The organism is Paenibacillus ihbetae, assembly GCF_002741055.1.
In the GTDB taxonomy this organism is placed as follows: domain Bacteria; phylum Bacillota; class Bacilli; order Paenibacillales; family Paenibacillaceae; genus Paenibacillus_AQ; species Paenibacillus_AQ ihbetae.
Genome location: NZ_CP016809.1, coordinates 1,951,376 through 1,976,040, shown reverse-complemented (window position 1 = coordinate 1,976,040; position 24,665 = coordinate 1,951,376). Strand labels below are relative to the sequence as shown.

General features: G+C 55.3%; 18 protein-coding genes. 13 read left to right on the top strand and 5 right to left on the bottom strand.

Annotated features, from left to right (window positions below; all coding sequences use genetic code 11):
- Nucleotides 1–69 precede the first annotated feature (69 nt).
- Together BBD41_RS08960 and BBD41_RS08955 are read right to left on the bottom strand one after the other, a co-directional pair.
- On the bottom strand, nucleotides 70–1,440 hold the full coding sequence (locus BBD41_RS08960) for a (Fe-S)-binding protein (RefSeq protein ID WP_206098295.1): 1,371 nt from the start codon (nucleotides 1,438–1,440) through the stop codon (nucleotides 70–72).
- Nucleotides 1,433–2,848: an FAD-binding oxidoreductase gene (locus tag BBD41_RS08955; protein WP_099477334.1), complete on the bottom strand. Its 1,416-nt coding sequence runs from the start codon at nucleotides 2,846–2,848 to the stop codon at nucleotides 1,433–1,435. The genes BBD41_RS08960 and BBD41_RS08955 overlap by 8 nt, the downstream gene beginning before the upstream one ends.
- Nucleotides 2,849–2,956: 108 nt before the next feature.
- On the opposite strand from BBD41_RS08955, the gene BBD41_RS08950 reads away from it, so the two are divergent.
- The 10 genes from BBD41_RS08950 to htpG all read left to right on the top strand — a co-directional run bounded on the left by BBD41_RS08950 (nucleotide 2,957) and on the right by htpG (nucleotide 18,662).
- Nucleotides 2,957–3,694 (top strand): FadR/GntR family transcriptional regulator, encoded by a 738-nt coding sequence (locus tag BBD41_RS08950; protein WP_099477333.1) that lies wholly within the window; start codon nucleotides 2,957–2,959, stop codon nucleotides 3,692–3,694.
- Nucleotides 3,695–3,901: 207 nt separating this feature from the next.
- Nucleotides 3,902–5,608 carry an amylo-alpha-1,6-glucosidase gene (locus BBD41_RS08945; protein ID WP_077569494.1) on the top strand — a complete coding sequence of 569 codons (1,707 nt, stop codon included), beginning with the start codon at nucleotides 3,902–3,904 and terminating at the stop codon, nucleotides 5,606–5,608.
- 213 nt (nucleotides 5,609–5,821) lie between these two features.
- A complete protein-coding gene (locus BBD41_RS08940) occupies nucleotides 5,822–7,567 on the top strand; it encodes a cache domain-containing sensor histidine kinase (RefSeq protein ID WP_099477332.1) in 1,746 nt (581 codons plus the stop codon).
- Entirely contained in the window at nucleotides 7,545–8,720 is a 1,176-nt protein-coding gene (locus tag BBD41_RS08935; protein ID WP_099477331.1) for a response regulator transcription factor, read from the top strand. Before BBD41_RS08940 ends, BBD41_RS08935 begins: the two co-directional genes overlap by 23 nt.
- A 141-nt stretch (nucleotides 8,721–8,861) precedes the next feature.
- A complete protein-coding gene (locus BBD41_RS08930) occupies nucleotides 8,862–10,136 on the top strand; it encodes an ABC transporter substrate-binding protein (protein ID WP_099477330.1) in 1,275 nt (424 codons plus the stop codon).
- 24 nt (nucleotides 10,137–10,160) lie between these two features.
- A complete protein-coding gene (locus BBD41_RS08925) occupies nucleotides 10,161–11,159 on the top strand; it encodes a carbohydrate ABC transporter permease (RefSeq protein ID WP_099477329.1) in 999 nt (332 codons plus the stop codon).
- Nucleotides 11,156–11,968: a carbohydrate ABC transporter permease gene (locus tag BBD41_RS08920; protein ID WP_099477328.1), complete on the top strand. Its 813-nt coding sequence runs from the start codon at nucleotides 11,156–11,158 to the stop codon at nucleotides 11,966–11,968. The genes BBD41_RS08925 and BBD41_RS08920 overlap by 4 nt, the downstream gene beginning before the upstream one ends.
- Before the next feature lie 50 nt (nucleotides 11,969–12,018).
- Nucleotides 12,019–15,117: a glycoside hydrolase family 2 TIM barrel-domain containing protein gene (locus tag BBD41_RS08915; RefSeq protein WP_099477327.1), complete on the top strand. Its 3,099-nt coding sequence runs from the start codon at nucleotides 12,019–12,021 to the stop codon at nucleotides 15,115–15,117.
- 57 nt (nucleotides 15,118–15,174) lie between these two features.
- Nucleotides 15,175–16,416 carry an MFS transporter gene (locus BBD41_RS08910; protein WP_099477326.1) on the top strand — a complete coding sequence of 414 codons (1,242 nt, stop codon included), beginning with the start codon at nucleotides 15,175–15,177 and terminating at the stop codon, nucleotides 16,414–16,416.
- A gap of 368 nt (nucleotides 16,417–16,784) precedes the next feature.
- The gene (gene htpG, locus BBD41_RS08905) at nucleotides 16,785–18,662 is read left to right on the top strand and encodes a molecular chaperone HtpG (protein WP_099477325.1); all 1,878 of its coding nucleotides are present in this window, start codon (nucleotides 16,785–16,787) and stop codon (nucleotides 18,660–18,662) included.
- Nucleotides 18,663–18,838: 176 nt separating this feature from the next.
- Here the strand turns inward: htpG and BBD41_RS08900 are convergent, their stop codons facing one another.
- From BBD41_RS08900 to BBD41_RS08890, 3 genes are all read right to left on the bottom strand, one after another.
- Nucleotides 18,839–20,020, bottom strand: a complete 1,182-nt coding sequence (locus BBD41_RS08900) for an MFS transporter (protein ID WP_099477324.1) — start codon at nucleotides 20,018–20,020, stop codon at nucleotides 18,839–18,841.
- 36 nt (nucleotides 20,021–20,056) lie between these two features.
- Entirely contained in the window at nucleotides 20,057–20,602 is a 546-nt protein-coding gene (locus tag BBD41_RS08895) for a PadR family transcriptional regulator (RefSeq protein ID WP_077569486.1), read from the bottom strand.
- 482 nt (nucleotides 20,603–21,084) lie between these two features.
- Nucleotides 21,085–21,471 (bottom strand): winged helix-turn-helix transcriptional regulator, encoded by a 387-nt coding sequence (locus BBD41_RS08890; RefSeq protein ID WP_099477323.1) that lies wholly within the window; start codon nucleotides 21,469–21,471, stop codon nucleotides 21,085–21,087.
- A 602-nt stretch (nucleotides 21,472–22,073) separates the two neighbouring features.
- Here BBD41_RS08890 and BBD41_RS08885 point away from each other — a divergent pair.
- The 3 genes from BBD41_RS08885 to BBD41_RS08875 all read left to right on the top strand — a co-directional run bounded on the left by BBD41_RS08885 (nucleotide 22,074) and on the right by BBD41_RS08875 (nucleotide 24,650).
- Entirely contained in the window at nucleotides 22,074–23,192 is a 1,119-nt protein-coding gene (locus BBD41_RS08885) for a glycoside hydrolase family 88 protein (RefSeq protein WP_099477322.1), read from the top strand.
- Between the two features lie 249 nt (nucleotides 23,193–23,441).
- Nucleotides 23,442–23,981 carry an NAD(P)H-dependent oxidoreductase gene (locus BBD41_RS08880; RefSeq protein ID WP_099477321.1) on the top strand — a complete coding sequence of 180 codons (540 nt, stop codon included), beginning with the start codon at nucleotides 23,442–23,444 and terminating at the stop codon, nucleotides 23,979–23,981.
- Between the two features lie 147 nt (nucleotides 23,982–24,128).
- A complete protein-coding gene (locus tag BBD41_RS08875) occupies nucleotides 24,129–24,650 on the top strand; it encodes a GrpB family protein (RefSeq protein WP_099477320.1) in 522 nt (173 codons plus the stop codon).
- Nucleotides 24,651–24,665: the final 15 nt, after the last annotated feature.

The window sequence follows — 24,665 nt, the reverse complement described above, 5'->3', positions numbered from 1 at the left end:
GCCGTGTCAACAGGCAGTGGCAAAGTAACGGCACAAGCATTGGCCTTGGACAGCCGGTGCACCTACGATTCAGGCGTTGCGCCCATTCATTCGTTCATAGAGGAAATCAACCACATGCTTGACCTCCATCGTTTCGCTGCAGCCGTGCTGTTCCACGCCCAGCTTCATCTGCAGCAGACACCCCGGATTGCTGGTCAGCAGGTATCTGGCTCCGGTGGCGTTCACGTTCTCCATCTTATGCTCCAGAATTTGGCCCGCCATTTCCGGCTGCGTCACATTGTATATGCCTGCCGAGCCGCAGCAGCGGTCTGCTTCCCTCATCTCTTGGAAGCTGACGTTGGCCACCTGGCTTATGAGCTGTCTTGGTGCCGTCCCGCTGCGCATCACATTCCGTAAATGGCAGGAGTCCTGATAGGTCACAACGACCGGCTCGGTGGATGACGCCGCAGATTCGCTGAATGCAGGCAGTCTGCCATGCTCCACGAGCAGCTTGCTGATGTCCACCACCCGGCTCGCGAACCAGGCGGCTTGTTCCTTCCAAGCCTCATCCTCATGAAGCAGATGGTCATACTCCACCAACAGGGCGCCGCAGCCGCCCGCATTGGATACGATGTAATCCACATCCAGCTCTTTGAACACCCTCACGTTGATTCGTGCCATATCCCTTGCCAGCTCCATTTCTCCGCTGTGGGCATGGAGTGCGCCGCAGCAAACCTGCTCCGGCGGTATAACCACTTCGAAGCCGGCCTCCGACAGCAGCTTAACGGTATTAACGTTGGTGCCGGCGAACATGACATCCATGATGCAGCCCCTGAAAAGGGCGACGCGGGCGATCGGAGTGCCTTTAGCCGGATACACGGTTCCCAGCTGTTCGACGACGCCATCTCCGGTTGCGTCCGGCAAGATCCGCTCCATGTCCCGCAGATGCTTGGGGAAGAGGCGCATGACGCCGGTTCCTCTCGCCACGCGCTGCAAGCCGGATTTTTGGTAAAATTTCAGCGTTCTTCCCAGCGTCTTCAGACGTTTGCGGTGCGGGAAAACGCCCTTGAAGAACAGCTTGCGCACTCCCTTCACAGGAATGGAATGGACCGGATGGTCCTCGATCGCGTCCCGGGCCTGCTCAATCAGTTGACCGTACTTCACGTCTGCCGGACATACCGGCTCACAGGCCCGGCAGCCCAGGCAATGGTCCATCTGATCGCGGAAGCGATCATCCGGCTCCATCAGCCCGTCGGCGACGGCCTTCATTAAGGCAATGCGCCCGCGGGGAGATTCGGGCTCTACGCCCGTTTCCCTGAACGTGGGGCAGGCAGGGAGGCAAAACCCGCAGCGCATGCAGTTGGTCAGTTGATCGTAATCGAGCTTTTCGAACAAGGTACGGGCCAGGGGATTGGTGTGGTTGATCTGGGGCTTCTTCCCGATATTCGCTTGGCTAGTCATGATGAATTACCACCCTTTTTCGTGATTCTTTGGCAAACACCTTGCCTGGATTCAACAAATTATCAGGATCGAATACGTGCTTGATCCCTTTCATGAGCGAAACGCCGGAAGCGCCGATCTTCCACTCAAGGAACGGGGCCTTCACCATGCCCACGCCGTGCTCGCCGGTAATGGTGCCGCCAAGCTCAAGGGCCGCCGCGAAAATCTCCTCGAAGGCCTGCTCCACCCGGTGAATTTCCTCCGCATCCCGGGCATCGGTCGTCGCCGTAGGATGCAGGTTGCCGTCGCCGGCATGGCCGAAGGTAGCGATCGTCACATTGTATTTGGCCGAAATGTCATTGATTCTGCGGACCATATCGGCGATTTTGGACCGGGGAACGGTCGCGTCCTCCAGAATCGTGGTCGGACGAAGCCGTGCCAGCGCCGTAAAGGCGCTTCTCCGCGCTGTCAACAGCCGCTCCGCCTCTTCCCGGGTGGCTGCCACCTGAATGCTGTCGGCTTGCTCGCGCATGCAAATCTGGCGAATCTGCTCAATATCCCTGGTTACGGTCTCGGGATCGCCGTCCTGCTCGATCAACAGGATCGCCTCCATATCCAGCGGAAGACCAAGCTTGGCAAAATCGTCGACGACGCGGATCGTCGGGTTATCCATGAATTCCAGCGTGGCCGGAATGATCTTGGATTCGATAATGGCGGACACCGTGCGTGCCGCTCCATACAGATCGCGGTACATGGCCAGCATCGTCATTTTGCTCTTCGGCGGGGGAATCAGCTTCAAGGTCGCTTCGGTAATAACCGCAAGCGTGCCCTCCGATCCGACCAGCAGCTTGGTCAAATCATATCCGGCCACATCCTTCATCAGCTTTCCGCCGGTACGGATAATTTCGCCGCTGGCGAGCACGGCCTCGAGCCCGATCACATAGTCCTTCGTCGTGCCGTATTTCAAACCGCGCAGACCGCCCGAGCACTCGGCGATATTGCCGCCGATCGTCGAGATGCGCATACTGCTTGGGTCCGGAGGATAGAACAAGCCTAGGGATTCAATATGATGAATGAAGTCGGCCGTAATGATTCCGGGCTGAACGGTGGCCGTCAAATTTTCCAGATCCAGCTCTAGAATCCGGTTCATCCGGTGCATCACCATCACGACGCCGCCTTGGACAGGAACGGTTCCGCCGCATAGATTGGAGCCGGAGCCTCTGGATACGAGCGGGACTTTATAGGCTGATAACGCCTTCATAATGGCGGAGACCTGCTCCGTACTGGCAGGATAGATTACAGCGTCAGGCAAAGCCTGCAGCATCGGAGTGCCGTCATAGGAATGCGCGATAAGCGCCTCTTGGTCATCCCGGAAGTAGGCATCGCCAACGATGGTGCGAAGCTGGGCGGCGAGAGACGGGTGTAACATAATCAAGTTCCCTCCTAATTGATCAGGTCATCTGATGACTTTTGTTTTATTATATGACATGATTATAGTAATGAATAGTACAAAAAATGAGCAGGAGGCAAACGGACCATGCGAACGATCAAAGTGGAGAACCAGAAGGGGCATGAAATTGTGGGAGAGCATCTGCTTCAGCAGATCCGGGAGGGGCATCTCAAGCCGGGCCAGAAGCTCCCCTCCGTCGTTGAATTGGCGGCTGCATATGGCGTTGGAAGATCCACGATCCGCGAGGCGGTCAGCGCCCTCAAGGCCATGGGATGGGTCGATGTGCGTCAGGGGGGCGGAACGTATGTGAAGACGGTTCTTCCGAGCGAGCCCCGAAGCGGCGCCGACTTATTGTTCCAAGGGGCTGAATCTCTTATTGAGCTGCTTGAAGTCCGCAAGGTGCTGGAGTCCGGTACCGCCTCTTTGGCTGCGGAACGAAGAACGGAGCAGGATCTTGACCGAATGCGCGAGGCCCTTTCGCAGATGGAGCATGGGCTGAAGGTGAACGATACGGGGGAAGGCGAGCGCGCGGATGTCGCATTTCATATGGCAATTGCGGCTGCGTCCGGCAACTCGCTGCTGATTCAGCTGATGGAGTCGCTATCCGACCGTTTAACGGATACCATACAGAAGTCCAGGGAGCTGTGGTTCTACAAGGAACAATCAACCGCCGCCCGGTTATTGACGGAGCATCAAATGATATTTGATGCGATTGAACGGCAGGATAATGAGCAGGCCGGTGCGAGAATCGCGGCTCATCTGACCAAGGTGGAGCAGGTGCTTCGATCGGGGCTGGAGTCGGAAAGCGGCAGCCTGCCGGAATAACGCGTACATGGTGCTTTCATATTATGCGATAGGTCAGGCTACTCATCCCGCCCCGATCAATCAAAAGAACCCCTTCCATCTGACAAAAAGACACCCTACACCGCTCTCGCAAACAATTTTCCCTCTTGAGATAAGACATCCGGCGGTCCTCTCCTTCGAAGAGAAGCTTTACAATGAAAGCGATACCTCACTCGAAGGAGATGTCTTATGAATTTTGATCTGAATATCGTGCCTTTCAGCCGCAGAGAGTCCTTCTTGGCGATCTCCCTTCTGCCTGCGGCTAAGGAACGGAGGCAGGGACTTTACCTGCGTACGGTCCGCGGAGGAGATGACAAGTTTGGCGAGGCCTTTCTGATTGAACTGCTGGACCGGAACAACGAGCCGGTTTCATTTGACCCTATGGCCTCCCCCGAAACAATCAGGCTGAATATCGATGGCTCGGAGGGCCGCGCCGATATTTGCATATCCGACTCCCGGACCGTCAGGTTCCGGTCGAAAGGATGCGGCATACGCCTCACCTTTTTTCCCGCCGCATATGATTACGCTTATGAGACGGATCCGGACCGCTGGGAAGTGAACAGCTTCACACATGGCTGCCGCTTTATGCTGACAAGGCTTGCGGGACGCATGAGCATGGAGGTTGCGTGGGACGAGATCAAGAGCTCGCGGGTAACCGCCGTATTTTCAGCGGATGAGGAGACCGACACGGCGGAATTTGCCGTGGAAGAGTTTATGACGGTGTTATCGCCGCGCTCCGAATGGGAGAGCTTCGAGGAGGCGGTTCGGCTCGTTCATGAGGATTACGGCAGCTGGCTAAACCGCACCCTAACGGTCCCGGAGCGTTGGCAGGAAGCCAGAGAGCTCGCCGCCTATATCACCTGGTCCTGCCTGGTTCCCGCCGAAGGCTGCCTGACCCGCCCGGCGATGTATATGTCAAAGAACTGGATGACCAACATTTGGAGCTGGGACAACTGCTTTAATGCAATGGCCTTGGTGCGCCATAATCCGAAGCTGGCTTGGGACCAGTTTATGATCTTTTTCGACCGGCAGGATGAGAGCGGGCTGATTCCGGATTTCGTGAATGATAAATACGAGCTCTGGAACTGCAACAAGCCGCCGATTCACGGCTGGACGCTGTCGTGGATGATGCGGCGCACCGATTTTATACAAGAGGAGCAGCTGCGCGAGGTGTACGGACCGCTCTCCAAATGGACGCAGTGGTGGTTCACGTACCGGGATCATGACGGTGACGGCATTCCCCAGTACAACCACGGCAACGATTCGGGCTGGGATAACAGCACGGCGTTCAATAACGGCATCCCTGTGGAAAGTCCCGACCTCTCCTCCTACCTGATCATTCAGATGGAGGTGCTGGCCGATATTGCCGTCCGTCTGGGGTTGCCGGAGGATGCCGCTGCATGGAGACTGAAAGCGGACGATACCCTTGAGCGCATGCTCCGCCATTTCTGGAAGGACGGAAGATTCACGGCCTGCCGTTCAGGCACGCATGAGGAGTCGGAAGGCGACAGCCTGCTGCTGTTCGTGCCCATCCTGCTCGGCAAGCGGCTGCCGGAGCATATCCGTGCCGCGCTGCTTGCGGGACTTCGGGATGAGACCCGGTTCCTGACCTGGAACGGCTGGGCGACGGAGAGCGTCAGCAGCCGTTATTATAAGCCGGATGGATACTGGCGCGGGCCGATCTGGGCTCCCTCGACGATGCTGCTTGTCGAAGGCGTTGCGGCAGCCGGTGATCAGGAGCTGGCGGCGGAGGTGGCGCAGCGGTTCTGCCGAATGCTGAGCAGCAGCGGCATGGCAGAGAATTTTGACGCCCTGACCGGAGCGGGGCTGAGAGACCGGGCGTTTACCTGGACCTCCAGCGTATTTTTGATACTTGGACATGAATACACGCGTTGACCGACCTTAGAGAAACACTTCTTCCCGGGCATTTTTTGCCTTGGGGGGAGGTGCTTTTTCCGTTTCCCCTGAGTTTTCCAGTTGGCGCCTAATTACAAGCCCTAGGTTGGGGTTTATAATGAAAGCGGTATCAAGGCTGTCAGGGCCGTAAATGGCCTTTAGGCTCGAAGCTTATTTTTGAAAAAACGACGAAAAGACAGCGGGGAGATCATAATGGGCTTTCAACGGACCAAAAAGGTAGCCGGGCGCATGTTCGCCGGCGCCTACCATAGCATACGAGCCAAGCTGCTCTCGTGGTTTTTAATCGTCACCCTGATCCCGTTGTTTTCGCTTGGCGCGTTGTCCTACTACCAGTCGGCCCGGATCATCAACTCCCAATTCGGAAAGTACGGAGATAATGCCGTCGCCCAGCTGGAACAGCAAACCAGCTCAACCTTGAGCCGGATGAAGCAGACGGCGGAAACAATCTACTCCTATCTGCTGGATCCGAGCCGGATGGGGATTGGAAACCAGGCACCTACCACCTACCGCGACATTTTGGAGAAGAATGATTTTGAATCCTTGCTGAAATCCCTTCGGACCCAGCTAACGGCCGGCATCTACATTATTACGACCTCGGGTTATTACTACGGGGAGAACAATCTGGACGTAGCCAAGCTTGACCGTATTCCCTTATGGCGGTCGAAGCCGAAGGCGTATGCCGGAACCTATTGGCTCGGCTTTTATCCGCAGGATCATTTCATCAAGAGCAGCGATAGCGGCAACCGAAGCGTCATCGGACTGGCGGTTCCGATCCATCATCCGGACAAATCCCAGGACGGCAGCATCATTCTCATCGAAGAGTATGCGGAAGAGCTGCTGCAGATGTTCCGCCAATTCGAGAAGGATACCCATGCTCATCTGCAGATCAGCTCGCCGGACGGCACGGTCATCTACGAGACGGATGCCGCCTACTCGCCCAAAGACAGCGACGTAACCTGGTCCCGGACGCTCGCCGTCAATCAATGGACGCTCGAGGCCCGGATTCCGGCGAAAGCCTTCTATCAATCCTCAGGCATCATCCGGGCGAACACGATGAAGGTTGCCATCTTGTCCTGCCTGCTCGCTTTCAGCATCGCGTACCTGTTCTCCTCGCGCTTCACCTCGAGGATCAGGACATTGAAGGATTCGATGCAGAAGGTAAGCTTCGGCAAGCTGGACACCCGGACGCCGATCGATGGCAGAGACGAGCTGGGCAGCCTGGATATGAGCTTCAACCGCATGGTTACGGGGATTCAGGAATTGATCGGCGAAGTGGAAAGAAGCGAGCGGCTGAAAAAGGAGGCCGAGCTGCGGGCATTTCACTATCAGATCAACCCCCATCTGCTGTTCAACACACTCAATTCGATCCAATGGAAAGCCAGGCTCGAAGGCGCCGAGGACATCCGCCTGATGCTGTATCATCTGACGATGGTGCTCGAGGGAAATCTTGATATCTCCCAGGAGCTGGTCACGCTCCGCAGGGAGCTGCGCATGATCGAGCATTTTCTGAAGGTCCAGGAAATCCGGTACGGGGAAGTGTTTCGTTATCGCCTGGACTGTGACGAGTCGCTGCTGCCGTATTTGATTCCGCGGATGACGCTGCAGCCGTTATTCGAAAATATATTCTTCCACGCCTTCACGGACGGCAAAGGGGAGATCGACATGAAGATCAGGGTAGACGGCGATGATCTGGTGCTTACGCTCCGGGATAACGGAGCAGGCATGAAGGAGGAGCAGCTGGCGAGGCTATTCTCGCCTGAGGTGAAACGCAAAGGACGGGGCGGGCTCGGCCTACGCAACGCCGATCAAAAATTCAAGCTGCATTTTGGCCCGCTGTACGGGCTCACGGTGCATTCCGTGAAGGGAGAAGGAACGGCGATCACCATACGCTGGCCGAAAAAGGAGGAGTCTGACGATGTTGGAAACAGACAAAATTAAGGTGCTGATTGCCGATGACGAGAGTATCGTGCGCAAGGGACTCCGCACAACGGTGGCATGGGGCCGCTTCGGGATGGAGGTGGTGGCGGACAGCCCTAACGGTCAGGCAGCCTGGGAAGCTTTCCTGGAGCATCGGCCCCAGGTTGTCGTCACGGATATCGTCATGCCGGAGATGGACGGGATCGAGCTGTCCCGCAAGGTCAAGGAAGCAGCGCCGGAGACCAGAATCATTCTGCTCAGCTGCCATCGGGACTTCGAATATGCCCAAGAGGGGATGCGGCTCGGAGCCTCGGCCTATTTGTTGAAGACCGCCTTCGAGGATGAAGAGCTCGAAGCCCTGCTGGGCAAATTTCAGCGGGAGCTGTCTGAGACGGCAACCTCTTCGCAGGATCAGGACGATCAGCTGTCCACGCATCTGTATGCTTGGCTTAATGGGCATAACGACAAATTCCTGGGGGTGCTGCGGAAGCTTTGGGGCGGCAGCTGGCGCATGAAAGGACAGCCTGCGGCGCTGTATTTGGTCAAGACGGCCGGCTGTGACAGCACATGGGAGAGCCTGCTTCAGGAGCATGAAGCCGATAAGACGGATATGCACGGAGGCAAGCGGATTCCCTACGGTGTGGACAGCTGCTATTGGGTCATGCCGGACGGGCTGAAAGACGCCGCTGAGAGCCTGCTGATCGAGATGAAGAGCCGGTGCGGCAAGCTGACGTGGGATTCGCGGAGAGGCCTTGCAGAGCTGGAGGATGTGCAGGAAGCCTTTCAATCGCTGCATAAGGAAGCCGAATTGGAGCGGGCATACGGACTGAGCGCGGAGCATTGGCCCGAGCCGATTCTGCAAGCCGTTCATCTGCTGCACGCGTTTCCGTCGGCCGAATGGTCGGCGGCGGAGCTGGCCCAGAAGGTGGGATTAAGCCGCAGCCATTTTTCGATTTTGTTCAAAAAAACGGTTGGCGACAGTTTCATCGCGTTCCAATATAAGCGCAAGCTCCGTCTCGCTTACGGATTGCTGCGCGAAACCTCCTTAACCATGCAGGAAATCGCCGAGCGGACAGGTCTTGGGGACAGCAAATATTTTAGCAAATGGTTCAAGCGCTGCACCGGGAAGACGCCAAGCCAATACCGTACCGAACAAAAAGGGGAATCATCGTAAACAAACGAACACCGACAAAGACCATTTCGAACAAAAACACGGTAAACTGCAAATCAGCGCACGTTTTGAACCGCTCTTCATCAGGTTATGATGAAAGCGGTTTAATTCATATTACCTCAACTCTTTCTAGGGGGAATCGACATGATGAGAAGAAGGTCATGGATGGCTATGGTATCCGTGATGGCGTTAATGGCATTCATGCTGGCCGCTTGCGGAGGCGGAGGCACCGGTACGGCGAAGGAGCCGGACAATGGCTCGCAAGCCGGGGTTACAACGCTTCGGTTCGCGACTTGGGATACCGGCGATGCGCTGAAGATTGAACAGGATATCGCCAAAAAATTCGAGGAATCGCATCCCGGAACGAAGGTCCAGGTAGAGGCCTATGCCGACGGGTTCGATCAAAAGCTGGCAGCCGGCTTCGGCGCTGCAAACACGCCGGATGTGATGTATATGTGGGATTTCCCGACGTATCATCAGTCGCTGGAGCCGCTGGACGATTACGCGTCCAAGGACAAGGATTTGAACATTGATGATTTTTACCAGGGCCTGTTCAACTACGGCAAAATCGGGGATAAGCTGTACGGAATCCCGGCCGGATTTACGACGCGGGTCGTGTATTACAACAAGAAGCTGTTCGATGAGGCTGGCATTGCCTATCCGGCCGACGGATGGACCTGGACCGACTTTCAGGACATCGCCAAGAGGCTGACGGACCCGTCCAAGAAGCAGTACGGCTTCGGCGTACGCGCCGAGAACGACACGTACGACCTTCAAGGCCTGGTATGGAGCAACGGAGGCTCATTCATATCGGAGGACGGCACGACGATTGAAGGCTACATGAACAGCAAGGAGACGGCGGAAGCCATTCAGATGCTGGGCGACATGCTGAAGAACGGTACCGCCGTGCTTGCCGGAGGCAAGGGACAGCAGAGCGGGGAGGACATCTTCAAGGCTGGAAAGATCGCGATGTGGGAGAGCGGAATATGGCCGCTCGAATCGTTCAGAGAAGCCGGAATCGATGTGGGCACCGTCGAGATGCCGGCCTTCCCCGGCAAGCCGGTCAAGGGAGTTCTTGCCGAATCGGCGCTGTCGATTGCGAAGGACTCCAAGCATAAGGATCTGGCCTGGGAATTCATCAAGTTCTATGTGTCCGATGAGGCGATCAAAATGCGCGTAGCCGATCTTCCGGTCCGGGCAAGCGTCGTCAATGAGCTGAAGAAGGATCAGGATCCGCTCTATAAGCCGTATTACACGATGCTGGAGCGTTCGGACAATACGCCGGCTTTCCTGCTCAACCCGAAATGGAATGAAGTCAACCGCCAGCTGTCGGCAGCCGTGGAGTCCGTCATGTTCGGCAGCGATGCGCAGGAGGCTCTGAACCAAGCGGTGAAGGACAGCGAACGCTATTTGAAATAAACGAAAGAAAGAAGGTTCGCGACTATGGCCCGGATCAATGTGCTTAACCCGCAGCAACAGACAGCGGCCCCGAAGCGGCTTGGACGAAAACGATGGGGTGGGGCAGCGCCCTACCTCTTCATTTTTCCATGGATATTCGGCTTCCTGGTCTTCACGCTGGGCCCGCTGTTGTTTTCCCTTGTTATATCCTTTTTTGACTGGCCGATCGTCGGTCAAGTCACCTTCGTCGGTTTCGACAATTACGTGGAGATGTTCTCGGATGATCCGCTGTTCTGGAAATCCCTGATGATCACGCTGAAATTTGCCGCTTTATTCGTGCCGCTTAATATTATCGTCGCCTTGGGACTGGCGATGCTGCTGAACCAGAAGGTAAAAGGCAGCGCCTTCTTCCGAACCGCCTTCTACCTGCCGTCGGTCATTTCCGGCGTGGCCCTCGCCATGATCTGGTCATGGGTCTACAGCGGGGATTACGGGATCCTGAATTACTTCTTGTCGGTATTCGGCATTGAAGGCCCCGACTGGCTGAACGATACGAAATGGTCCCTGGTCGCGATGGTGATCGCAAGCCTGTGGGGCCAGGGCTCGATGATGCTTATTTTTCTGGCGGGACTCAAGGGCATCCCGAAGGACCTGTACGAATCGGCTTCCATTGATGGAGCCGGCAAGATCAGGCAGTTTTTCAATGTGACCGTTCCGATGATTACGCCGACGCTGCTGTTCAACCTGATCACGTCCATCATCGCCGCCTTCCAGCAGCTGACGCTGGCGCTCCTGTTAACGGGCGGGGGGCCGCTCAAATCCACCTTTTTCTATGCGATGTACATGTACGAGAATGCGTTCAAATACTTCAAGATGGGCTACTCCGCAGCGAATGCGTGGTTCATGTTCCTGATCGTCCTGACGCTTACGTTCCTTGTGTTCAAGTCCTCGGAGGCTTGGGTGTTCTATGAGGGCGAGATGAAGAAGGCGAAACCGAAGCATGTCAAACGCCGGATACCGGCAGAGAGGGGCGTTGACGCATGAGAAAAATAATCACGTACACGCTGCTCGTATTTTGTTCCCTGCTGTTCATTGCGCCCCTGTTCTGGGCTGTAACGACCGCGCTAAAGTCCCCGCAGGAGCTGTATCTGTTTCCACCGAAATGGCTGCCGTCCGTCTGGCGGTTCAGCAATTTCGCGGAGGCCTGGAGCATCCAGCCGTTTAACCTGTTTTTGAAAAATACGGTGATCGTGACGCTGCTGTCCACGCTCGGGCAGCTCATCTCCTGCACGCTGGTGGCGTACGGGTTCGCCCGGTTCCAATTCAAGGGTCGCGATGCGCTGTTCCTGATCGTGCTTGCCACCATGATGATCCCTTGGGAAGTAACCATGATCCCGCAGTATATGGAGTTCAACTATCTGGGGTGGATCAATACGCTCAAGCCGCTGATCGTCCCGTCCTGGTTCGGCTCCGCGTATTTCATCTTCCTGCTGCGGCAGTTCATCATGACCTTGCCGAGAGAGCTTGACGAGGCGGCCACGATTGACGGTGCGGGAAAAATGACGGTTCTGGCCCGGATCATCGTGCCGCTCATGGGACCGTCGCTCATCCTGGTTGCGGTGTTTCATATGATGAGCTGCTGGAATGATTACCTCGGCCCGCTCATCTTCCTGAATGATCAGACCAAATATACGTTGACGCTGGGCCTGTCCCAGTTCAGGGGCATGCATGGCGTCGACATGCAGTCCATCATGGCCATTACATGCCTGATCTCCATTCCGCCGCTTGCCGTATTTTTCTTCGCCCAGCGGTATATCGTCGGCGGAATCGCGACGACGGGGATCAAGGGCTAGATCGGATGACAGCAGCGATGAAGCAATATGGAAAGGATGGAGAAAATAGCATGAAAGTCAGACCGATTGACCGGGATTGGGATAATCTCGGCGTGCTGGAGCGAAACCGCTCCAAGAGCCGGGCCTATTTCATCCCGTTTACGGATGCCGAGGAAGCGCTCCGCTATGACAGGGGCTGCTCGGCTTGGTACAAGTCGCTGAACGGCATGTGGAAGTTTCATTACGCGAAGGAGCCGGAGGCGGCTCCTGAAGATTTTTATTTAACCGAGTATAACGTTACGGATTGGGACGATATTCCCGTGCCGGGACATTGGCAGCTGCAGGGGTACGGCCATCCGCATTACACGGATCTGTATTATCCGATCCCGGTGGATCCGCCGCATGTGCCGAATGCGAACCCGACCGGCAGTTATGTCCGGGAATTTGAGATCCCCGGCGATTGGGACGGCAGGAGGATCAGCGTCAAGTTCGACGGGGTGGACAGTGCGTTTCATGTATGGCTCAACGGGGCGTTTATCGGTTACAGCCAAGGAAGCCGGCTGACCTCCGAGTTCGATCTGACGCCCTATGTAACGAACGGGGTGAACCGGATGGCCGTCCGCGTATACCAGTGGTCCGACGGAAGCTATCTGGAGGATCAGGATATGTGGTGGATGAGCGGCATTTTCAGGGATGTGTACCTGATCGCGGAGCCTGCAGCTCTTCGCATCGCCGATTTCCGCGTGATCACCGAGCTTGATGCGGAGTCCGGGAATGCCAAGCTGAACGTCCGCCTGGAGCTGGAGGGGTCGGAGAACGGCTCGGTCCAGCTGCGACTGTTGAACGGGAGCGGCGCCGAGGTTGGCGCAATCGGGAAGGAGGTCGTCCACTCCTCCTCGGCGGAGCTTGAACTCGAGGTGACAGGCCCGGCCCTGTGGAGTGCGGAGTCCCCGGTTTTATATCATCTGGTCATGACTTTGAAGGATTCGAAAGGACAGTCTCTGGAGACCATCGCGCAGCGCGTCGGCTTCAGGACCGTTGAAGTCAAGGACGGCCGGCTAATGCTGAATGGCCGACCGATCCTGCTCAAGGGGGTCAACCGCCACGACCATCATCCGGATACCGGCCGGACCGTAACGCTGTCAACGATGCTAGAGGACATTCGGCTGATGAAGCAGCACAACATCAATGCCGTGCGGACGGCGCATTATCCGAATGACCCGCGCTTCTACGATCTGTGCGACGAGTACGGACTGTACGTTATGGAGGAAGCTGATCTGGAGACTCACGGCTTCGAGCTGCTCGGCAATATTTCGCGTCTAAGCGATGATCCGGCTTGGAAGGAGGCGTATGTGGACCGTGTCCGCCGGATGGTGGAGCGGGATAAGAACCATCCTTGCGTGCTGTTCTGGTCCCTCGGCAACGAATCCGGCTTCGGCTGCAATTTCCGGGCGATGGCGGACTGGTGCCGTGAGCATGACGCCACGAGGCTGATCCATTATGAGGAGGACCGGGAGGCCGAGGTATGCGACGTGGTGAGCACGATGTATTCCTCCGTTGAGAAGATGGAGGGATTCGGTCAACTGGCGGATCATCCCAAGCCGCATATTCTGTGCGAATATGCCCACGCCATGGGCAACGGGCCCGGCGGACTGCGCCCTTTTTTTGACACCTTTGAAAGGTATCCCCGTCTTGCGGGAGGGTTCGTCTGGGAGTGGATCGACCATGGGTTGACGAGAACGACGGAAGACGGCAGGAAGGATTATGCGTACGGGGGTGATTACGGCGACGTGCCGAATAACGGCAACTTTGTCATCGACGGATTGATGCGTCCGGACCGAACGCCTTCTCCGGGACTTCTCGAATATAAGAAGGTGATTGAACCGGTGCGAGTTACCATGCCGCAGATTGGCACGCTGGTTGTCATGAACCGGTACGATTTCATTACGCTGGAGCATCTGCAGGCCCATTACCGGATCTTGGCCGATGGCGAGCTTGTCCGCAGCGGGATGCTGGAGCTGCCGCGCATCGAAGCGGGCGGGAGCGCGGAGCTGCGTCTTCCCGTCAGGCTCGAGGAATTGGCAGCCGTGGTGAATCCTTACGCGGAGCTGTGGCTTGAGGTCTCCTTCCATCTAGCTGCGGACTGCCGCTGGGCGGAACGGGGGCATGAGGTGGCTTGGTCCCAGTTCCAGCTGCGGGCAGCAACGGTTCCCGAATTCCAGCCGAAGGACGCGAATGGACGGGGGCAGCTGCGGATCATTGAAGAGAAGCGCGAGCTCAAGGTGGCGATGGATGACATCGAGCTGTCGCTGAGCTTCTCCCAGCCGGGGCTTAATAGCTTGTCCGTGAGCGGCAAGCTGCTTACGCTTGACGGTCCGCGGCTGAATTTCTGGCGGCCGCCGATCGACAACGACATGTACGTGCTGGCGGATTGGCGGAAGGCCCATCTGGACCGGCTCACCGAGCGGGTCGACCATTTCGAATGGAAGCGACCGGACTCTGCTTCGATTCAAGCCCGCTGGATCTCCCGCATCGCGCCGTCGGTGTATGATTGGGGGTTCCGCTGCGAAACCGTCTATACGATCACCTCAGGCGGCCTGATCATCATGAATCTCAAGGGCGAGCCGATCGGTACGCCGCCATCCATGCTGCCGAAAATCGGGCTGCAAATGAAGCTCGCGGCAGATATGGAGCACGTCCGCTGGTATGGCCGGGGTCCGGGCGAAGGCTATCCGGACAGCAAGGAGGCGGGGCGTTTCGGTACGTACCGCAGCACGGTGGAAGGCTTGTTTACGCCGTACATCTATCCGCAAGAGAACGGGAATCGTGCGGACGTCCGCTGGATCTCCGTGGCGGATGGCGCCGGACTTGGCCTGCTTGCCGCTTCCGAGTCTGCTCTGAACTTCAGCGCGAGCCGGTATTCCGACGCTCAAATGGAATCGGCCAAGCATGCCAGCGACCTGGTGCCGAGCGAATATATTACGTTCAACCTGGATTACCGCCAGAACGGCCTCGGAAGCAACAGCTGCGGTCCGGCGCAGGCTCCGGAGCATACGGTTAAGCCGGAACCGTTCGAGTTCCGAATTCTGCTGCAGGCATACGCCTCGGAGGATACCGATCCGGGGACGCTCTCCCGGCGGATGCGTTCGGAAGCAAAGCTTTACAGCTGATCCTGGTTTTTGCTCATATTCATATCGTTTCGGATATTCCGACAGAAGGGGAATCACATGTCCTTTTACATCAAAGACCTGCTGCAGCTGTCTATCGGCGTACGCCGATTCCTTATAAGCGAAGCCTTGTACGGCATAGGCATCGGTCTTTATACGCTGGTTCTGAATTTGCATTTGCTCTTCCGGGGGCTGAGGGAGGATCAGATCGGCGCACTGGTGTCGATGGGCATTCTGATCATGGGGATCCTGGCCATTCCGGTCTCTCTGCTCGCGAATCGGATGGGAAGAAAAAAACTGCTGGTTACCGGCGTGTTCTTTATCGCCGCAGGGAATGTGCTGTTTGCCGTCAGCGATCAATTGCTTTGGTTCTATGCCGCCCAGATTCTCGTGTCGACCGGGCTGACGCTCGTCGAAACCACGGAGATCCAGCTTCTCTTCCACTATTGCCGTTCGCGCAAGGAGGAAGCCCGTGCCTTCTCCCTGATGTTTGCCGTGTTTACCGCCTTTACGGGTCTCGGCACGCTGGTTGCCGGGTATATCGCGGAGGGAGCCGAAGGCAGTCGAGGGTATGAAGCCTCCCTTCTGCTAACCGGGCTGGTTCTCGTGATTCATGGAGCCGTTCGGGCGTTCTGGTTGCCGGCCGAGCGTGTGGGCAGGGAGGAGGAAGCGCCGGGCCGTCCGCTTTCCGAAGGGGCATCCAAGCTAAGGGCACCCATCTTTTCCGGGACCTTATGGCTGTTCGCCGTGTTCATGGCACTCTTGGGAGGGTGTATCGCGATGACGGGCTCCTTCCTGAATGTGATCGTGAAATTCCGGCTGGACTGGATGGATGATCAAGTATCGCTCATCTTGGCCGTCGGTGCCATTCTGCTCTTTATCTGCTCCCTAATGACGCCTTACGTCATGGAACGGTTCGGTTATCATACGGCGATCGTTTCGGTATTTATCGTCAATATTCTATTGTTTACGGCATTGTATACGGTACTTCCCGTATGGCTGTTTGTCGCTCTGTTCCTGCTGCGGGGCGGCGGCGTAACGATGCTGTCCAATCTGCTTGACAGCCTGCTGATGTCCGCGTTTAACGAGCAGGAACGGAATCTATATGCCGGCATGCGGTCGGTATTTCGGAGCTTGGGATCTTCCGGGGCAACCTTTGTCTCGGGATTGATTCTGGCCAGGCAGGATTATCAGCTTCCCTTCCTTGCCACGGCCGGAGCGCTGCTGATATGCGGTCTGTATTATGTGTTGTGGATACGTCCGGTCTTGTCGAGGCGATTGGGCGGCAGCATGGAAACGTAAAATCTAACCCCGGTTGCTGGCTGGATTTCAGCGCGACCGGGGTGAGGTTTTATGCGGAGATTTCCGTTGGAGGCTCCGCAGAGTGTCCGTGGAGCCTAGACAGACTATCCGCAGAGTATCTGCAGAGCATCCACAGAGAATCAGCGATGTATCCGCTGTGCATCCACAGCGGATCCGGAGGGAATCCGCAGTATAACGGCAGAATTACACCAGAATAACGTTAAAGACAGCGCTTTTATTTTGGCCTCGAAAAGTCCTCAAATAGGTTGACATGAAAAATTGGAACATGTTTAAATAGAAGAAGTGTTAGCACTCTATGTGATGGAGTGCTAAAATCCTGATTCATAACGGAAAGGGGACCTCTTCTCATGGCGAAAAAACAGTTTAAAGCGGAATCCAAGCGTCTGCTTGAGATGATGATCAATTCCATCTACACGCAGCGCGAAATATTCCTGCGCGAGCTGATCTCGAATGCAAGCGACGCTATCGATAAAATCTACTACAAGGCGCTGACGGACGATCAGCTGGTGTTTAATAAAGACGATTATTTCATTAAGATTACGCCGAACAAAGCGGACCGTACGCTGACCATTACCGATACGGGGATCGGCATGACGAAGGAAGAGCTGGAGAACAACCTCGGCGTCATCGCGAAGAGCGGATCGCTCGCGTTCAAGAACGAAATTGAAGCGAAGGACGGCCATAACATCATCGGCCAGTTCGGTGTCGGTTTCTATTCGGCATTCATGGTCGCCGACGTCGTAACGGTAACCAGCCGGGCGCTTGGCAGCGACGAGGCCTATCAGTGGGAATCCAAAGGCGCGGACGGCTATACGATTACTCCGGCCGAGAAGGATACGGTAGGTACGGAGATTGTGCTCAAGATTAAACCGAACACCGAAGAAGATCAATATGACGAGTTTCTGGAAGAGTACCGCCTGCGGGCGATCATCAAGAAGTATTCCGACTTCATCCGTTATCCGATCAAGATGGACGTCAAGACGCAGCGTCCGAAGGAAGGCGCCGACAACGAATTCGAAGAGGTTCAGGAAGAGCAGACCCTCAACAGCATGGTGCCGATCTGGCGCAAGAACAAGGGCGAGCTGACCGACGCGGACTACGAGAACTTCTATAACGAGAAGCGCTACGGCTTCGACAAGCCGCTGAAGCATATTCATGTGAAGGCGGACGGTGCGGTCGTGTACAATGCGATTCTGTTCATCCCTGAGCATACGCCGTTTGATTATTACACGAAGGAATATGAGAAAGGGCTGGAGCTGTACTCGAACGGCGTGCTTATTATGGAAAAATGCGGCGATCTGCTGCCGGATTACTTCAGCTTCGTGAAGGGGATGGTCGATTCGGAGGACCTCTCGCTCAACATCTCCCGCGAAATGCTGCAGCATGACCGTCAGCTGACGCTCATTGCGAAGAACATCAAGAATAAGATCAAGAGCGCGCTGCAGAGCATGCTCAAGGATGAGCGCGAGAAGTACGAGAAGTTCTATCAGTCATTCGGGCGCGGCCTGAAATTCGGCGTTTATAACGATTACGGCATGCACAAGGACGATCTGCAAGACCTGCTCCTGTTCACCTCCTCGAAAGAGAAGAAGCTGGTTACCCTGGATGAATATGTGTCCAGGATGCCGGAGGATCAGAAGTATATTTACTATGCCGCAGGCGATTCGATTGACCGCCTCGAGAAGCTGCCGCAGACGGAAATGGTGCTGGATAAAGGCTATGAAATTCTGTACTTTACCGACGATGTCGATGAGTTCGCCATCAAGATACTGATGAAGTACAAGGAGAAGGAATTCAAATCCGTGTCGAGCGGTGACCTCGGAATTGAATCGGATGCGGACAAGAAGGAGAACGAAGCGGAGGAGAACGACAACAAAGAGCTGTTCTCCGCGATGGAAGGCATTTTGGCAGGCAAAGTAAAATCCGTCAAGGCCTCCAAACGTCTGAAATCCCATCCGGTCTGCTTGTCCGCGGAGGGTGAAGTGTCCATCGAGATGGAGAAAATCCTTAAGGCGATGCCGAACGGGCAGGACGTGAAAGCCGATAAGGTCCTTGAGATCAACACGGGCCACGAGGTGTTCCAAGCCTTGAAGGCGCATAAGGACGATCAGGATAAGCTGGCGCTTTACACCAACCTCTTGTACAACCAGGCGCTGCTCATCGAAGGGCTGCCGATTGCCGATCCGGTCGAATTTACGAACGACATCTGCAAAATTATGGTGTAACAGCGGCGATCTCCGTTCATGGGGGAAGCTAACAAAAAAATAACGGAAGACCCGATCAGCTGGCGAAAATCGCCGGGCCGGTCGGGTCTTTTTCTTGTTACGAATAATTTTACTTAGACGAGATGCTAGGGCAAGCGCAGCTTTGCTGATCGCAGGCTCATATTCGCCTCTCCTGCTTATTCCCCATGCTTTGCCGGTGTTCCGGCAGAGCTTATTAAGACCGCATCGGTTCTGAGCAATCTTTTCACAAATAGCGCAAAAATGACGAGCGACACCACGACGGAGACGGAGGCGATCGCGAACAGCAGCGGATAACCGGTTTGCTCCGACACCCAGCCGAGGATAATGGCCCCAAGGCCAATGCCAAGATCGAATGCGGTCATAAAGGAGGCGTTGGCTGCGCCCCGCCGGTCCTCGGGAGCAATTCGCAGGGTTGCCGCTTGCAGTGCGGGCTGCGCCGATCCGAATCCGATCCCGTAGAGGATGGCGGCGGCGATCAGGCCGACGAGCCCATCGGAAAGGCTGAGAAGAAGCAGCGACAGCGCCGTAATAACGAGAGACGGCATGATGACGGCAGCTTCGCCGAAGCGGTCCGACAGCTTGCCGGCAAAGGGACGGATCAAGGTCAGCGCGATGGCATAGACCAGAAAAAAGGTTCCCGGATTGACGCTGATGGAAGCAGCGAACAATGGAAGGAAGGTCGTAATTCCCCCATATGCAACGGCGAGAAAAAAGATAGCGACCGTTACGGGCAGAACCGACGGTTCGATTAGCCGAATCCGCCCTGCAGAGGGCTTGGGTTGAAAGGGAACCTTGGTCATAAACGCGAGCACCCATGCAGCTAGGGAAAGCCCGGCTGCAACTAGGAACAGGGTGCGGAAAGAGTCGCCGGAGGCAAGCGCGGTGCCGAGCATCGGACCGATCGCCATCGCAACCGTCATGGCCATGCCGTACCAGCCCATTCCTTCGCCCCGGCGCGAGGGAGGAATCAAATCCGTGATGGCCGTCCCCACGGACGTCGTGGCAAAAGCCCAGCTTACGCCGTGCACCATCCGGAGGAGGAGCAGCAGCAGAATGCCGCCAACCCAGTCATACAAGACCATGGAAATGACGAACAGTAGCAGTCCCCACACATAAAAGGGACGTCTTCCGTGACGGTCGACGAGAGCTCCCACGAACGGGCGGAAAACGACCGCCGACAAGGTGAACAGCCCTGCAGCAAGGCCTACCTGGGATTCCGTGCCTCCCAAATGCTTAATATACAGGGGCATCGTGGGAAGCAACAGGTAAAAGCCCGTAAACAGAAACAGCATGCCAACCGTCATTTGAATAAACGGCTTGGTCCATAAACGCTCCACTCTCAATTCCTCCTCCATCATCTTGAATAGGTAAGCTTATTCCGGTTCCGATACGAGACGCTCGATTTCAGCGCTTACCCATTCGATATCGGCTGATCCGATCCGCTTTCGGTGATCCAGCACGCGCAGGAGCTGCGTCCGCTGCTGCTCGGGCTCTGGTTTATAGAACATCAGCTCTGATTCAAAATCACCGACATGCTTGAGGTTTGTCTCGAGGTATTTCAAATACTGGTTCAGGCAGTCGAGCCGGACCGATTTCGGGACATAGCGGAAGTACACCATCTTGTAATGGAATAGCTCAGTAGTATCCGCTCCGTATTCCAGCGGCTTCTCCATCAGCTCTAAGAACCGAATTCTCCCCGTTTCGGTGATCTGATAGATTTTGCGAGGCCGCTTGCTTGCGGGGACTTCCTCCATGATCAGGTGAATCCAGCCGTTCTCCACCATTCGGGATAACAGCGGGTACAGCGTGCCGGAGCTGATCTGCCGAAAGGGGCCGCCGGCATTTTTAAGAATCTCCTGAAGCATATAGCCATGCTTCTCTCCGGTCATCAGTTCGCCTAACACAAACAGTTCGTACATGAGCACCTCCTATATATGTCGTATCGATATAAATATATATCGATACGACATATTAATCAAGCCGGAACACACCGTCTCGCATGGCATCTATTTATGGACAGGCCCCTATAACGAATACGGAACATGGCGGCAGGGGGAACCCTCACCGTCATGTTCCGGCAATTTACCTGCATGCCTCATCATTTCGCAGCGCTGAACTTGAGTCATTTAGCAGTATGCCTCATCATTTCGCAGCGCTGAACTTGAGTCATTTAGCAGTATGCCTCATCATTTCGCAGCGCTGAACTTGAGTCATTTAGCAGTATGCCTCATCATTTCGCAGCGCTGAACTTGACTCATTTACCTGCATGCCTCATCATTTTGAAGCGCTGAGCTAAAGTCATTCACCTGCATGTCTCATCATTTCGCAGCGCTGAGCTAGAATCATTTAGCTGTATGCCTCTCCATTTTGAAGCGCTGACTAGAGCCGCTTGCATCTTGCGTCACGAGCTGCCGGTGTTCTTCCTGCCCTGCTCCTCTTCGCGGCTGTCCATGCGCCCGGCGTAGTCCAGATGCTGAAATCCCCAACTGCACATGTCCGTAAGCACCGTTCCCAGCGTCCTGCCATGCTCAGAAATCGAGTATTCCACCTTAGGCGGAATCTCGGGATATACCGTGCGCACAACGAGTCCGTCCTGCTCCAGCTCCCGCAGCTGGTTCGTCAGCATGCCCTGGGTGACACCCGGGAGCAGCCGCCGCAGCTCACCGAAGCGCTTGGTTCCGTCTTGAAGCAGAATAAACAGAATCAGCGGCTTCCACTTTCCGCCGATCAACTGCAGGGTTGTCAAGATCCCGGCCGTTTCAGGCGGTCTATGCTCAAATCTGCTCAAATTCCTTCACTCCCTACATTGGTTAACCCCTTCAAATCCTCCCGCGATCATAAGTTGAACCGCGGAGATATCCGTTTAAGCCAGCCCAGTAGCACGCATGCTGACTGCTTAGATACCTTCCGGCGAGCGTCCCGTTTTTTTGAAATGCTGATGATTGTAATGTAGCACAATATCCGGTTTAGACCCAGTACGATTCTAAAATGTACTTAGTACGGTTTATCGTACCATGAGGGAAAAGAAATTGACGAAAATAAACTCGAACCGCTGATGAGCTTAAGCAGGAATATGGCACGGCTGGTTGAATTATTTAAAGTTGGTGGATATTCGAGATCATGGAGCCCCGATTCTCGGCTGCTGCTGTACCCTTTAACCCCAAGACCACCATGAATCAGCTTTGAGGCGAGAGTGTGACACACTACAGCAGCAGGATGCTAAGATGCGAATTCCTCGCTTCTGCTATAACGGGGCTTCAGACATCATAAAACCAGAAAGCGCTATCATTTATCCGCCGATATATAACTTGCGCCTGGAGAAGCTATGGAATCACGGAAGTCTCACAGGGGCGTCATATAAGACAGAATAATCAGCAAGGGGAGAGTAAAATGTGGAAGTTTGCGATTGAGGACGCCCTCGTCAAAATCAAACAAAATATTCAAAAGCACCCTGGAAAGTTGCCTCACATCATCGAAGGGCAGCGCTACGACTGGGGGGATAACGACGACTGGATCGAAGGCTTTTATACCGGCATGATGTGGCTCGCCTATGAGTTTGGACAGGACCCGTTCTATAAAGAAGCAGCCGAATCCTATTTAGCCAGCTTCAAGCATCGTCTGGATCATCATATCGAGCTGGATCATCATGATATCGGATTTTTATACTCATTGTCCGCGGTTGCGCAGTGGCGTGTAACAAGGAGCCGGGCTGCGCGCGAGCTTGCGCTCCAGGCGGCCGATGCTTTATTAGCACGGTGGAGGCCCAAGATCGGGGTTATCCAGGCATGGGGGAAAGAGGATGATCCCGAAAATGGGGGACGGATCATTATCGATTGTCTGCTGAATCTCCCGCTTCTGTTCTGGGCGCATGAGCAGACAGGCGATGCCAAGTATTATGATGTGGCAATGAAGCATGCTCTCAAGAGCCAAAAGTTTCTGGTACGGGGAGACGGGTCTTCCTATCATACCTTCTACTTCGACACCGGCAATGGAAATGCTCTGCGTGGAGGCACCCACCAGGGCTACCGGGACGGATCGACATGGACCCGCGGCCAGGCATGGGGAATTTACGGTTTTGCACTGGCTTATAAATATACGAAGCAAGCCGATTTCTTGGCAACGTCGAAGCGTATGGCCCGTTATTTTATCGATCGTCTGCCTGAGGATGCGGTGGTTTACTGGGATTTCGATGTTCCGGTTGAGGACGGCACACCGCGCGACAGCTCGGCCTCGGCGATTACGGCCTGCGGCCTGCTTGAGCTGCTGGAGTTGATGGGTGACACCGATCCGGATCGGGCCCTGTTTGAAGATGCGCTGAACCGCAGCATGAAATCACTCGTTGAGCGCTATGCCACGATCGATTTGCCGGACGCAGAAGGGCTGCTCAAGCATGGCTCGTACCATGTAAGGGGGGACCGGGCTCCGAATGATTATATGATCTGGGGCGATTATTATTATCTGGAGGCACTTGTCCGCCTTGAGCGTGGAATCAAGGGGTATTGGTATTAGTAATAAACCAGGGATTTTATTTTGAATTTGCATCCAAACGGCGCTTCCAATCGGGGGCGCCGTTTGTGCGGCTAAGTGGCTAAAGGCCGGGACAGTTTTTTAAACGGATGACTGAAATAAGCCGGTCTAAAACCGTGCCAGGTACATAAAAACGGACCATGTACGAAAAAAGAGCGTACTTTTCAAACGTCCCGGTCGCAACCATAATGAGGGTGTCTACAACATCTAACCGGAATGGAGAGAGAACGCATGAATATATTGGTTATTGCTGCTCACCCGAATTTGGAGAATTCCCGTGCGAACCGGGCGCTCCTTGATGCAATCCAAGGACTAGAAAATGTGCATATCCACGATCTGTATAAAGAATATCCGGATTGGCATATTGATGTAAAGCGGGAGCAGGAGCTCCTGCTCGGGTACGAGCGGATCGTATTCCAGTTTCCGTTTTACTGGTACAGCTGCACACCGCTTTTGAAAAAATGGTTCGATGATGTATTGGTACCAGGATGGGCATTCGGCCCTGACGGCAATCATCTGAAGGATAAGGAGTTTATGGTTGCCACAACGGTAGGCGGCTCGGAGAACGGGTACCGTGCAGGCGGGGATAACTGGTTTACGGTCAGCGAGCTGCTGCGGCCGATTCAGGCCACGATGACCCGCTGCAAGGGGAAATTCCTCCCGCCCTATGCTATGTATGATGCGGACCGACTGACGTCTCAGCAGTTTCGGGAGCAGGCCGCCCGGTATGCGGAGCACATCCAGGCAGGGGTCAAGCAGCTGGTGCACTAACGTCCACTTGCCTGCCATAACGCCAATAAGGCATGATAGGGTAATGGGCACCGGGCAGCTTCCTGAGCTGCCTGTCGCCGACATCGTCCGCTTCGGGTCAGCGCCGCACCGAGCGTAGCGACGACAAGCTTGATCGGAGGAATGACGATGCAGATCGATGAACCGGTTCACCTTGAACCGTATGATGAGAGCTGGAATGAACTATACCGTTCGGAGCGGAAGCGCCTGCTGCTTGCCGTCGGCGGGTTGACGAAGGCCATCGAACATTTCGGAAGCACGTCCGTGCCGGGAATGACCGCCAAGCCGATCATCGATATATTGGTGGGTGTAGAGGACCCGTCCGTTGCAGCGGATGAGATCATCCGGCGTCTGAAGGGCATCGGCTATGAGCATTTGGGCGAAGCCGGTATTCCCGGAAGGCGATATTTTCGCCAAAGAGGCCTCCATGATTACAATGTGCACGTCGTTCAATATCGAGGGGAGCTTTGGAACAACAACCTGCTGCTCCGCGATTATTTGAGTGAGCATCCCGAGGAAGCGCAGCGCTACAGCGACATGAAGAAGCACATCCTTGAACGCGGTGCGCAGACCTTGTTATCCTACTCGGATCAGAAGCATGCATTTGTGAGCGGACTGCTGGAGCGGGCAGCAGCATGGGCCGGAGCTTAGTGAAAAATTTATCCT

Coding starts and splice junctions, on each gene's coding strand:
- BBD41_RS08960 (WP_206098295.1), bottom strand. CDS start 1,440: ATGACTAGCCAAGCGAATATCGGGAAGAAGCCCCAGATCAACCACACC.
- BBD41_RS08955 (WP_099477334.1), bottom strand. CDS start 2,848: ATGTTACACCCGTCTCTCGCCGCCCAGCTTCGCACCATCGTTGGCGAT.
- BBD41_RS08950 (WP_099477333.1), top strand. CDS start 2,957: ATGCGAACGATCAAAGTGGAGAACCAGAAGGGGCATGAAATTGTGGGA.
- BBD41_RS08945 (WP_077569494.1), top strand. CDS start 3,902: ATGAATTTTGATCTGAATATCGTGCCTTTCAGCCGCAGAGAGTCCTTC.
- BBD41_RS08940 (WP_099477332.1), top strand. CDS start 5,822: ATGGGCTTTCAACGGACCAAAAAGGTAGCCGGGCGCATGTTCGCCGGC.
- BBD41_RS08935 (WP_099477331.1), top strand. CDS start 7,545: ATGTTGGAAACAGACAAAATTAAGGTGCTGATTGCCGATGACGAGAGT.
- BBD41_RS08930 (WP_099477330.1), top strand. CDS start 8,862: ATGATGAGAAGAAGGTCATGGATGGCTATGGTATCCGTGATGGCGTTA.
- BBD41_RS08925 (WP_099477329.1), top strand. CDS start 10,161: ATGGCCCGGATCAATGTGCTTAACCCGCAGCAACAGACAGCGGCCCCG.
- BBD41_RS08920 (WP_099477328.1), top strand. CDS start 11,156: ATGAGAAAAATAATCACGTACACGCTGCTCGTATTTTGTTCCCTGCTG.
- BBD41_RS08915 (WP_099477327.1), top strand. CDS start 12,019: ATGAAAGTCAGACCGATTGACCGGGATTGGGATAATCTCGGCGTGCTG.
- BBD41_RS08910 (WP_099477326.1), top strand. CDS start 15,175: ATGTCCTTTTACATCAAAGACCTGCTGCAGCTGTCTATCGGCGTACGC.
- htpG (WP_099477325.1), top strand. CDS start 16,785: ATGGCGAAAAAACAGTTTAAAGCGGAATCCAAGCGTCTGCTTGAGATG.
- BBD41_RS08895 (WP_077569486.1), bottom strand. CDS start 20,602: ATGTACGAACTGTTTGTGTTAGGCGAACTGATGACCGGAGAGAAGCAT.
- BBD41_RS08885 (WP_099477322.1), top strand. CDS start 22,074: ATGTGGAAGTTTGCGATTGAGGACGCCCTCGTCAAAATCAAACAAAAT.
- BBD41_RS08880 (WP_099477321.1), top strand. CDS start 23,442: ATGAATATATTGGTTATTGCTGCTCACCCGAATTTGGAGAATTCCCGT.
- BBD41_RS08875 (WP_099477320.1), top strand. CDS start 24,129: ATGCAGATCGATGAACCGGTTCACCTTGAACCGTATGATGAGAGCTGG.